An 11,301-nucleotide genomic window follows, 5' to 3' on the forward strand; every position below is an offset into this window, starting at 1 on the left:
TGAGTCCATGAATATAAAACCAGAAGAAATTACTTCAATTATAAAAAAAGAAATTGAAAGATATGAAAAACATATTCAAAAAGTAGATTCTGGTACAATAATCCAAATTGGTGATGGTATCGCTAGAGTATATGGATTAGATGATTGTATGGAAGGGGAGTTATTAGAGTTCCCTAATAATGTATATGGTATGGCTCTTAACCTTGAACAAGACAATGTAGGCTGTGTTCTACTAGGGTCAGAAGAAGGAATCAAAGAAGGAGATATCGTAAAGAGAACTGATAGAATAGTTCAAGTTCCAGTTGGTGAAGAATTAATAGGAAGAGTTGTTGACTCATTAGGTAATCCTATTGATGGAAAAGGACCTATAAAAACTAGTAATACTAGAGCAATGGAAATCCCAGCTCCATCTATTATTGATAGAAGTTCAGTTAATGAACCACTACAAACTGGTATTAAAGCTATAGATTCTATGATTCCAATAGGTAAGGGACAAAGAGAACTTATAATTGGAGATAGACAAACAGGAAAGACTGCTATAGGAATTGATACAATTATAAATCAAAAAGGTAAAGATGTTATTTGTATTTATGTTGCTATAGGTCAAAAACAATCTACAGTTGCTCATATAGTTAATACATTAACTGAAATGGGAGCTATGGATTATACAATAATAGTAAGTTCTACAGCATCAGATACAGCACCATTACAATACTTAGCACCATATGCTGGATGTAGTATGGGTGAATATTTTATGCATCAAGGTAAGGACGTACTAATCATTTATGATGATTTATCTAAGCATGCAGTTGCTTATAGAACAATGTCATTACTTCTTAGAAGACCACCAGGAAGAGAAGCATACCCTGGAGATGTATTCTATATTCATTCAAGATTGTTAGAAAGAGCAGCTAAATTATCAGCTGAAAATGGAGGGGGATCACTAACAGCTCTTCCTATAATAGAAACATTAGCAGGGGATGTTACAGCATATATTCCAACTAATGTAATTTCAATTACAGATGGTCAAATATTCTTAGAATCTGATTTATTTAATCAAGGTCAAAGACCAGCAGTAAATGCAGGTATCTCTGTATCAAGAGTTGGTGGTAATGCTCAAATTAAAGCAATGAAGCAAGTTTCAGGTACCCTAAGATTAGAATTAGCGCAATATAGAGAACTTGCAGCATTCTCTCAATTTGGATCAGATTTAGATAGAGATGCTAAGAGAAGACTTGAAAAAGGTAAGAGATTAATTGAAGTATTAAAGCAAGATCAATACGAACCAATGGCTGTTGAAAAGCAAATTGTTATTTTATATGCAGCAGTTAATGACTTCCTTTCAGATATAAAAGTTAGTGATATAAGAAAATTTGAAAAAAGTTTCTTAGAATATATGGATACTCATCAAAGAGAATTATTAAAGAAAATAGTAACAGAAAAAGTTTTAACTGATGAAATAAAGAAAGCATTAGAAGAAACAATTATTGAATATAAAAAGATATTTTTACAAGAGGCATAGCTTTTAAAAGCTATGCAATTCTTTAGGAGGTGGAATAATGGGAGCAGCTGGACTTATAGAGATAAAGAGAAGATTAAAGTCCGTAGAAAGTACCAAGAAAATAACAAATGCAATGGGACTTGTTGCCACTTCTAAATTAAGAAAATGTAGAAAAGAGTTATCTATAAATGAGCAATATCTAGAAATAGCTGAAAAAACCATGAAGTCTTTAGCAAGAATATCAGAAGAAAAACTTACTACTTCATATTTTGATGGAAATGATGGTAATTATAAGCTTTATATAATAATCACTTCTGATACTGGATTATGTGCTGGATACAATAATAATGTAGTTGCTTTTTTAGATAGCTTAATTAAGGATGATAAGGATAATTGCAAAATAATTAGTGTAGGTAGTAAGGGAATATCTTATTTAAGAAGGAACGGATTAGAAACTATAGATGAATATGTTGATATCCCTGATATACCAACTATAAAAGAAGTTAAACTAGTTTATGAAAAAGCTTTAAAGCTATTTGTTTCAGGTGAAGTTTCAGAGGTTAATGTTGTATATACAGAATTTGTATCTCCTATAAAACAAGAAGTTAAAAGTGAAAAACTATTGCCTGTTGAAAGAGCAGTAGGAGAGGTAGGAGAACAAATAGTAGAACCTGATTTAAAAACTGTTCTTACAGATTCTTTAGATATATATCTAAAAGGAAAGTTAAGGGCTTTAATGTTAAGTGCAAAATGCAGTGAACAAAGTGCTAGAATGCAAGCTATGGATGGAGCAACAAGCAATGCAAATGATATAATTCAAGAACTTAATATAAGATATAATAGAATTAGACAAAGCATGATTACTCAAGAAATTTCAGAAATAGTTGGAGGAGCAGAAGCACAAAAATAGTAAGGAGGTATATTAGATGCCTGGCAAGATAGGAAAAGTGGTTCAAGTAATAGGACCAGTAGTTGATATAAAGTTTAATTCAGACTCTCTTCCTAATTTATATAATGCTATTCATATAAATATGGGAGAAGATGTATTAGTAGCTGAAGTTGAGCAACATATGGGGGATGATATAGTAAGAGCCATAGCAATGGAAGCTACTGAAGGACTAAGAAGAGGTATGGAAGCTGTAGATACTGGTAGACCAATAGCAGTTCCAGTTGGTGAAGAAGTACTAGGAAGACTATTTAATGTTTTAGGAAAAACTATGGATAATGCTGGAGATGTAAATGCAAAGGAAGAATATCCAATACACAGACCAGCTCCTAGCTTCAAAGATCAATCGGTTGAACCAGAAATGTTTGAAACAGGAATAAAGGTTATTGACTTACTAGCTCCTTATCAAAAAGGTGGAAAGATAGGTCTTTTTGGTGGAGCAGGTGTAGGAAAAACTGTTCTGATTCAAGAGCTTATTAATAATATAGCTAAAGAACATGGTGGACTATCTGTATTCACAGGTGTTGGTGAAAGATCAAGAGAAGGTAATGATTTATACCATGAAATGAAGGATTCAGGGGTTATAGAAAAGACTGCATTAGTGTTTGGCCAAATGAATGAACCACCTGGAGCAAGAATGAGAGTAGCTTTAACAGGTCTTACAATGGCTGAATATTTTAGAGATAAAGGTCAAGACGTACTGTTATTTATAGATAATATATTTAGATTTACACAAGCAGGTTCAGAAGTATCAGCTTTATTAGGAAGAATACCATCAGCCGTTGGATATCAACCAACTCTTGCAACTGAAATGGGTGCTCTTCAAGAAAGAATTACATCTACTACTAACGGGTCTATAACATCAGTTCAAGCAGTATACGTTCCAGCAGATGACCTTACTGACCCAGCACCAGCTACAACATTTGCTCACTTAGATGCGACAACAGTTTTATCAAGAAGTATTTCGGAATTAGGTATTTACCCTGCAGTTGATCCATTAGAATCATCTTCAAGAATTCTAGATCCAAGAGTTGTTGGTAAAGAGCATTATGAAGTGGCAATGGAGGTAAAGAACATACTGGAAAGATATAAGGAATTACAAGATATAATTGCTATTTTAGGTGTAGATGAATTATCAGATGAAGATAAAGCAGTAGTTTCAAGAGCAAGAAGAATTCAAAGATTCTTATCACAACCATTTACAGTAGCTGAACAATTTACAGGAATGACAGGTAAATACGTTCCAATAAAAGAAACTGTAAGAGGATTTAAAGAAATCTTAGATGGAAAATATGATGATATACCAGAATCAGCATTTTTATTTGTAGGTACTATAGAAGAAGCTCTTGAAAAAGCTAAAACATTAGGATAAGAGGTGGAGGAAAATGGCCAAAACCTTTATGTTGAAAATTTTAACTCCTAGTAAGATGGTTATAAACGAAGAAGTAGAAAAAGTATTTGTAAATACAGTTAACGGAGCAGTTGAATTTCTACCTAATCATGCCCCTATTATAATGAGTACAGTGCCAAGTGCTACTATATTCTATGATAAGGCAGGAAATAAAAAAGAACTATTTACATCTAGGGGAGTAATTAATCTAAATAACAATGAAATAATGTTTTGTAGCGATGCAGCAGAATTAGTTGAAGATATTGATTTAGCTAGAGCAGAAGAAGCAAAAGAAAGAGCTGAAAAAAGAATAAAAGATTCATCTAAGTTTGATGTTGCAAGAGCACAGGCAGCGTTAATTAGAGCAAATATAAGAATAGGTTTAAAAAAGCATTCAATTTAGTGGATGCTTTTTTTTGTAAAAAATTATATTTTTTTGACAATCTTTCACAAAAAAATACGAGTTTTATATACTAATAGTAAATAAGGTAATTGTATAATAAATGGAATAAATGACCATAATTATGAAGGAAAGGTGGGGGTATATGTGAAGGTTAGAGTATGCCTTATATTAAGTTTCCTTTTTTCTGTTATTTTTATTAGTGCTTTTCCTATAGTTAGTTGGTCATATAGTGATTTTTATTCTATTGAAAAACTAATAAAAGAAGAAAGTACCTTTGTAGAAAGCGGTGTGAAAATAGAATATGAAAGTAATATGCCACTAGAAGATACTTTTAATTCAATACAAAAAAAAGTAAAAAAATATTATAATTCAAGTATTTCTGAAATAACGGAAAATGGTATTTTTGTAAAGTGCAATAATTTAGAAATAAATATAACTGTTTATGAAAATAAAGAAAAAACATTAGTAGATGCAGTAATAACTAATTTTAGCAAAGACAAAAAAATACTAAATTTAATACAAGATTTATCACAATTACAAGTTTATACTTCAAGCAAACCTAGATATTTTAAATATATAAAGGGAAAAATAAATAATACAGAAGAAGGATTAAATCTTATTACTAAAGTACAAAACATAAAAGACATAAATGCCCTAGATATCCATAATGGTTATGTTGGAACAGCTAAGTTACAAGATGGAGAAAGGGTCAATTTTGCAGTAAGTAACTACGATAAAGGGACTTACTTAGTTATTGGTACACCAATAATTTTTTCAACATACTAATAAGTCATTATGGAGGAGAATATGGAAAAGATAGTAGTTAAAGGTGGAAAGAAACTAAGTGGTGAGGTAAACATAAGCGCAGCGAAGAATTCAGTTTTGCCTATAATTGCAGCAACAATTCTTTCGAAAGAGAATATTGAATTAGAAAATATACCTATGCTAGAAGACGTTTTAGTTATATGTAACCTACTTAGTGGTTTGAATTGTAATTTACAAATAGAGGATGATAAGATAAAAATAAATACAAGTGAATTGATTCCTGTTGATGCAAATAGTGAATTAATAAGAAAAATGAGAGCTTCATTCCTAATAATGGGTCCTATGTTGGCAAGGTTTGGCTATTGTAAATTATCACTTCCAGGAGGATGCAATATAGGTAGTAGACCTATTGATCTTCATTTGAAAGGCTTTAAAGCCTTGGGAGCTGAAATAAATATTGGACATGGATATGTAGAAGCTAAGGTAGATAGACTAAAAGGAAATAGAATTTATTTGGATTTCCCTTCAGTTGGAGCAACTGAGAATATAATTATGGCTGCTGTATTAGCAGAAGGAAGAACTATAATTGAAAATGCTGCAGAAGAACCTGAAATATGGGATTTAGCAGAATTTTTAAACTCAATGGGAGCTAATATAGTTGGTGCTGGTACAGGGAAAATTACAATAGAAGGTGTAGATCATTTAAGTGGAATTAAATATAAACCAATATATGATAGAATTGAAGCTGGCACATTTATGATAAGTGCTGCAATAACAAATAGTAGAATTAAAATTAATGGTATAAATGGTGAACATTTAAGACCATTAATAGAGAAACTAAAAGAATGTGGAATTAACTTTGAAGAGTTAGGAGAATCTATAATAGTTGATGGAACAGGTCCTAAGAAACCTGTAGATATTAAAACTTTACCTTATCCAGGATTTCCTACAGATATGCAACCTCAAATGATGGGCTTATTATGCTTAATTGAGGGGTCTAGTATAGTAACAGAAACCATATTTGAGAACAGATTTATGCATGTGGCAGAGCTTGCTAGAATGGGAGCTAAAATTAAAATAGATGGTAGAACAGCTTTTGTGGAAGGTGTTAATAAGCTAACTGGATGTGAGGTTAAAGCGACAGATTTAAGAGCAGGAGCTGCTATGATCTTGGTTGGATTAGTAGCTGAAGGAACAACAGAAATAAGAGATATTTATCATATAGATAGAGGTTATCAAGATATTGAAAAGAAATTCAGAGGTCTTGGAGCTGATATTGAAAGAATTAAGTATTAAAAAGGAATTATAATTTTTTTATAAAGAAGCTATATCGTTAGGATGTAGCTTCTTTTATGCCCTAATATATAAATATATAAACATATAAATATAAGAATATAAAAATATGTAAATATTGTAAAAAATAAAGCTTGTTGAGAGTAGTGATAAGTAAAATTATGTAAGCATATAATTAAAGGAAATTATTTTTTAGGAGGGAGAAATGAATTATAATGGTGCAAAAAATGAATTTAAAGTTATTTCTTATATAACCATATTTATAATTTCCTTTACAATAATAATTTGTAGTATATTTATTGCATCTCCATTTAAACGTACAAGCTCTTTTGAACTTAGCGATGATACTATAAGGTATGTTAAAGATGAAGGAGTAGTAGTTAGAGGTAGTGATAAAGTAAAGGTATATAATACTGCCACAGAGAAGGTAGAAGAAATAAGTTTAGAAGATTATATAGTTGGTGTAGTAGCAGCAGAAATGCCTGCAGAATTTAATGAAGAGGCAATAAAGGCTCAATCCATAGCGGCTAGAACTTTTTATTTTTCTAAGAGAATTTCTCCTTGTAAAACAGCTAAAGAGCATGGGGCAGAAATTTGTTCATCAACTCACTGCCAAGCATATATGAGTAAGGATGAAAGAATGCAGAAATGGGATAGTTCAAAAGCAGAAACTTATTGGGAGAAGATTGTTAGCTCTGTTAAAGCTACAGAGGGGGAAGTTATGATATATGGGGGGGAAATAGTTAGGTATCCTCAATTCTTTGCTATAAGTGGGGGGAAGACAGAGGATTCAATAGAAGTATTCTCAGGAGATATTCCTTATTTGAAATCAGTAGATAGTTCATGGGATAAAGAGGCTACCAAATATAGTACAACAAAGGAAATTGGATTTGATGAGTTTGTAAATACAATAAATAAAACATATAAGGATACTGGAGTAACAAAAGAAAACTTAAAAGATAAGGTAAAGATAGAATCTAGAACCGATGCGGAATATGTAAAAAGTATAGCATTAGGAACAAAAAGTATTTCAGGAATTGATTTTAGAAAGTTATTTGATCTTAGGTCATCAAATTTTACAATTGAATATGGAAATGATGTTGTTAAAATTAATTGTAAAGGATATGGACATGGAGTTGGAATGAGCCAATGGGGAGCAAACTTTATGGGCAAGGATGGAAAGAGTTATAAAGATATCTTAAAACATTATTATTCAGGAATAGAAATTGAAAAAATAGTATATAAATAGCGATTAAAAACTTTTAATAAGGTAAGGATATAAGATAAGTTAAATGCTTATTTTATATCCTTATTTTTTTAAAATAAAAATAAATAAAATATGAATAATATGTATTAATTTATATAAAAAGGAAACAATAGAAAAAGGAGGTGTTTATATGGACAAAAATAATGTACAAAAGGTGAAAGATTTTTTTAGGAAGGAGGGTTTTTACGTAGTACTTTTCCTATGTTTGTGTATTGTCACAACACTTGGAACTGTGTATTTTAAGAAATCACGTAATTTACAAACAGATCCTAAAAAAGAAGAGAATAATAAAGAAATTTCGTTGAATGTTGATGATAAAGATGTAAGCAATAACATGCAAAATGCAGAAAGAGTAGATAATACAACCAATAAGAATACTGAAAAGACTACTGCTGTATCAAATAATACGGAAGTGAAATTTGTGAATCCAATTTCAGGAACTGTAATTAGAGAGTTTAAGACAACTCCTCAAATTATTGATGATGAAGGGAATCAACGTGTTTTATCTGGAGTAAATATTAAATCTAAGATAGGTTCAGAAGTAAAAGCAGCAGCAGAAGGTGTTGTAGAAACAGTAGGTGTTGGCGATGTTGAAGAAGGAACAAGAGTTGTTATAAAGCATGCTAATGGATTAAAGACTGTTTATGCTAATCTTGATCCTAAGGTTAACGTGAAGGCTGGAGATAAGGTGACATCTAGCACTGTTATTGGTAAGGTTGGGAATACTGTAAAGATATTTGGTGATAAGTTTGGTGAATTTTTAAATATACAAGTAATCAATTCACAAGGAAAACAAGTAGATCCATTAAAGTATTTTTCATATAGCCTAAAGTAATTTTTTAGAAATTATATTAATCAGTCATTCCTTGAAAAAGGAATGACTGGTCAATAATTAAAAAGCATAAAGAAATAAAAATGAAGGAGGTAGCATTTTGAAAGACTATATTGAAGAAAGAGTTCTTGAGGTAGCACAATATATAATTGATTCAAAAGCTACTATTAGGAAAACTGCTAAAGTTTTTGGTGTAAGTAAAAGTACAATTCATAAAGATATGACAGAGAGACTACCAAAAATAAATCCAATTATTGCAGAAAAAACTCATAGTATTTTAGAACTTAATAAGGCAGAAAGACATATTAGAGGCGGAAAAGCCACTAAATTAAAGTATAAAGCTATTGAATGATAAGAATATTCCATATATAATAAAGAATAGGCAGAATTTTGAAGAAAATGTTATCTAAATGTAATTTTTATATATGGGAGTGAAAAAAATGTGGTTTTGGAGATCAGGGGTAGAGTTGGGAATAGACTTGGGTACAGCTACTGTGCTTGTTTATGAAAAAGGTAAAGGTATTATCTTAAAAGAACCATCAGTTGTTGCTATAAACAAAATTAATAATAAGGTATTGGCTGTTGGAGAAGAAGCAAGAAAGATGATTGGAAGAACACCAGGAAATATAGTGGCCGTTCGTCCATTAAGAGACGGGGTTATTTCTGATTATGATGTAACGGAAAAAATGTTAAAGGCATTTATAGTTAAAGCTGTTGGTAAGAAAAATATGGTTGCCCCTAAGGTAATGGTTTGTATTCCTTCACAGGCTACAGAAGTAGAGAAAAGAGCGGTAATAGATGCAGCAAGAAATTCTGGAGCAAAGAGAGTTAATCTGATAGAAGAACCTTTAGCAGCAGCAATTGGTGCTGGGTTAGATATAACAAAGCCAAATGGATCAATGGTAGTTGATATTGGCGGAGGTACATGTGATATAGCTATAATTTCCCTTGGTGGTATCGTTGTTAAATCTTCAATAAAGAGTGCCGGAGATAAATTTGATGAAGCTATCATTAAGTATGTAAGAAGTAAACATAAAATTATGATAGGAGAAAAGACTGCAGAAGAATTAAAGGTTACAATAGGTTCAGCCTTTAAAGATGGTAGAAATTTAACCTCAAGTATGAAGGGTAGGAATTTAGTTACTGGTTTACCAGATGAGGTAGAAATAACAACTGAAGAAATTCGACAAGCATTACAAGAACCTGTTACTTTAATAGTAGATGCTGTAAAAGCAGTGTTAGAAAAAACTCCTCCAGAATTAGCGGCAGATATTATAGAAAAGGGAATCCTTTTAACTGGTGGGGGAGCTTTATTAGACGGATTAGACAAGCTTATTGAATTTGAAACTGGAGTAAGTGCTATAGTTGCAGCTGACTCAGTTGAATGTGTTGCGGAAGGAACTGGAAAGGTTCTTGCTTATTTTGATAAGTTGGATAATAACTTAAATAATCAAGAAGTAATTTTAATAGAGTAACATAAAAAGTGAGAAGCTTTATAGAGTTTCTCACTTTTTATATTAAGAAGATTATTATATTTTTAAGTTTATTCCTTTGTTTAAATAATATGAATGTATAATGCCTCTTGAAATAACTTTGGCCATATCTAGAACTAGAGATAAACGAATAGATCTAGAAGAAAAGAAGTCGGCATTATCACTTGAGTCTATTATACCTATTATAGAGGCCATACCTACATCAGGAAGTGTCTTTCCTACTCCTTTGCCAGGATGTATAGCGTAGTCTCTAGTATGAATTTCACCTATTGATTTATTTTCACCTAAACAAGCATCAATACCGATTATGCAAGCATCAGGGTGTAATTTGTTTATTTCTTCCAAGCGTTTATCTATATTTAAAGCATGAATGGGATTTGATATAGTACCATAGATTGGTAAAGGAAAGAGATTCTCTTCTAATATAGTGCCAACTAAAGGTCCTAAACAATCTCCAATACATTTGTCAGTTCCTATACAAACTATAGCTGTATTATCTTTCATAAAATCTTTTATTCCTTCTGCAATTTCATAATAAGCAAGTGCAGATTTATAATGAACTTTCCTTTTATTCAAGCCATAACACCCCCTTAAATAATATATGAGGGGGAACTAATAAATAGTATATAAGAATAAAAAAAATGCTAAGTGGCAATAAATCAAATATGAAGGGAGTGAAAAAAGTGAAAAAGGTTTTTGTTGGATTAGTAATTCTTTTGGCAAGTTTTATTACTATGTATACTGTTTTTTTCTGGGAACCAAAGTCAGTAGAGGATATGGTGAACTTAGGTGCAGTTACAAATGAAGATGTTAAAAGTGAAAATGGTGAAAAAGAAGTAGAGAGTAAGGAAGAAGAGGCAAGTAAAGAAGTATCTGTTGATGTAAATCCTATATTAAAGGTAAGTATAGAGGATATATACAATGAAATGCCTAGGAAAGATTGTGAAGAACTAAAAAAGGTTATTACAACAATGTCAACAAGTGATATAGGTATGATAGAAGATGCTATAAATGGTCAAGATAAGGAAAGTGGAATTACAAATGCTATATCAATTTTAAAGACTAGGTTAAGTAGCGAGGATTATGAGAAAATAAAGAGTATATTATCTCCATATGTAAATTTTAATAATATTAAAGAAAATGTGTAGAAAAAACGGATACAATATTAAATTGGAGTAAAATCGATAGATATAGAGTAAATTAAGGATAATCTTGATATATGCAGTCATTTGAGAGTTGAAATATAAGAGCATAGAATATATACTAACTATTGTTGATTCGGTGCTTACAGCACTTGAAGAAAACTAAAAATTGGAGGAGTTCCCGAGTGGCCAAAGGGGGCAGACTGTAAATCTGTTGCGATTCGCTTCGATGGTTCGAATCCGTCCTCCTCCACCATTTAAATGGGCGC

Annotated in this window: 12 protein-coding genes and 1 tRNA gene; 12 read left to right on the forward strand and 1 reads right to left on the reverse strand. The window is 31.3% G+C overall.

The features are described from left to right. Positions 1-7 precede the first annotated feature (7 nt). From atpA to mreB, 10 genes are all read left to right on the forward strand, one after another. Positions 8-1,522 carry a F0F1 ATP synthase subunit alpha gene (gene atpA / locus KIB46_RS11430; protein ID WP_156561316.1) on the forward strand — a complete coding sequence of 505 codons (1,515 nt, stop codon included), beginning with the start codon at positions 8-10 and terminating at the stop codon, positions 1,520-1,522. A gap of 37 nt (positions 1,523-1,559) precedes the next feature. Continuing rightward, positions 1,560-2,411, forward strand: a complete 852-nt coding sequence (atpG, locus tag KIB46_RS11435) for an ATP synthase F1 subunit gamma (RefSeq protein WP_156561317.1) — start codon at positions 1,560-1,562, stop codon at positions 2,409-2,411. Positions 2,412-2,427: 16 nt separating this feature from the next. After that, positions 2,428-3,819, forward strand: coding sequence for a F0F1 ATP synthase subunit beta (atpD, locus tag KIB46_RS11440; RefSeq protein WP_156561318.1), 1,392 nt, complete (start codon positions 2,428-2,430; stop codon positions 3,817-3,819). 13 nt (positions 3,820-3,832) lie between these two features. Further along, positions 3,833-4,240: an ATP synthase F1 subunit epsilon gene (gene atpC / locus KIB46_RS11445; protein WP_291672035.1), complete on the forward strand. Its 408-nt coding sequence runs from the start codon at positions 3,833-3,835 to the stop codon at positions 4,238-4,240. Between the two features lie 144 nt (positions 4,241-4,384). Further along, complete coding sequence (locus tag KIB46_RS11450) at positions 4,385-5,026, forward strand: hypothetical protein (RefSeq protein WP_156561320.1); 642 nt, start codon at positions 4,385-4,387, stop codon at positions 5,024-5,026. Positions 5,027-5,047: 21 nt separating this feature from the next. Further along, the gene (gene murA, locus KIB46_RS11455) at positions 5,048-6,301 is read left to right on the forward strand and encodes a UDP-N-acetylglucosamine 1-carboxyvinyltransferase (protein WP_156561321.1); all 1,254 of its coding nucleotides are present in this window, start codon (positions 5,048-5,050) and stop codon (positions 6,299-6,301) included. Positions 6,302-6,503: 202 nt separating this feature from the next. Then, the gene (spoIID, locus tag KIB46_RS11460; RefSeq protein ID WP_291672039.1) at positions 6,504-7,547 is read left to right on the forward strand and encodes a stage II sporulation protein D; all 1,044 of its coding nucleotides are present in this window, start codon (positions 6,504-6,506) and stop codon (positions 7,545-7,547) included. 148 nt (positions 7,548-7,695) lie between these two features. Next, entirely contained in the window at positions 7,696-8,400 is a 705-nt protein-coding gene (locus tag KIB46_RS11465; protein ID WP_156561323.1) for a M23 family metallopeptidase, read from the forward strand. 97 nt (positions 8,401-8,497) lie between these two features. Continuing rightward, the gene (gene spoIIID / locus KIB46_RS11470) at positions 8,498-8,749 is read left to right on the forward strand and encodes a sporulation transcriptional regulator SpoIIID (protein ID WP_027097053.1); all 252 of its coding nucleotides are present in this window, start codon (positions 8,498-8,500) and stop codon (positions 8,747-8,749) included. An 88-nt stretch (positions 8,750-8,837) separates the two neighbouring features. Beyond that, complete coding sequence (mreB, locus tag KIB46_RS11475; RefSeq protein WP_156561324.1) at positions 8,838-9,872, forward strand: rod shape-determining protein MreB; 1,035 nt, start codon at positions 8,838-8,840, stop codon at positions 9,870-9,872. Between the two features lie 54 nt (positions 9,873-9,926). Here mreB and yyaC read toward each other — a convergent pair whose 3' ends face one another. Continuing rightward, positions 9,927-10,466 (reverse strand): spore protease YyaC, encoded by a 540-nt coding sequence (gene yyaC / locus KIB46_RS11480; protein ID WP_156561325.1) that lies wholly within the window; start codon positions 10,464-10,466, stop codon positions 9,927-9,929. A gap of 107 nt (positions 10,467-10,573) precedes the next feature. Here yyaC and KIB46_RS11485 point away from each other — a divergent pair, with 107 nt between their 5' ends. After that, positions 10,574-11,038, forward strand: coding sequence for a hypothetical protein (locus KIB46_RS11485; protein WP_156561326.1), 465 nt, complete (start codon positions 10,574-10,576; stop codon positions 11,036-11,038). Positions 11,039-11,203: 165 nt separating this feature from the next. Next, a tRNA-Tyr gene (locus tag KIB46_RS11490) sits at positions 11,204-11,288 on the forward strand. Positions 11,289-11,301: the final 13 nt, after the last annotated feature.

Origin of the sequence: Clostridium sp. (assembly GCF_018372875.1) — a bacterium.
GTDB lineage: Bacteria > Bacillota > Clostridia > Clostridiales > Clostridiaceae > Clostridium.

Bases quoted from the DNA above. Each gene is read 5' to 3' on its own strand.
- spoIID (WP_291672039.1), top strand. From the start codon at position 6,504: ATGAATTATAATGGTGCAAAAAATGAATTTAAAGTTATTTCTTATATA.
- atpD (WP_156561318.1), top strand. From the start codon at position 2,428: ATGCCTGGCAAGATAGGAAAAGTGGTTCAAGTAATAGGACCAGTAGTT.
- atpA (WP_156561316.1), top strand. From the start codon at position 8: ATGAATATAAAACCAGAAGAAATTACTTCAATTATAAAAAAAGAAATT.
- murA (WP_156561321.1), top strand. From the start codon at position 5,048: ATGGAAAAGATAGTAGTTAAAGGTGGAAAGAAACTAAGTGGTGAGGTA.
- atpG (WP_156561317.1), top strand. From the start codon at position 1,560: ATGGGAGCAGCTGGACTTATAGAGATAAAGAGAAGATTAAAGTCCGTA.
- atpC (WP_291672035.1), top strand. From the start codon at position 3,833: ATGGCCAAAACCTTTATGTTGAAAATTTTAACTCCTAGTAAGATGGTT.
- KIB46_RS11465 (WP_156561323.1), top strand. From the start codon at position 7,696: ATGGACAAAAATAATGTACAAAAGGTGAAAGATTTTTTTAGGAAGGAG.
- mreB (WP_156561324.1), top strand. From the start codon at position 8,838: ATGTGGTTTTGGAGATCAGGGGTAGAGTTGGGAATAGACTTGGGTACA.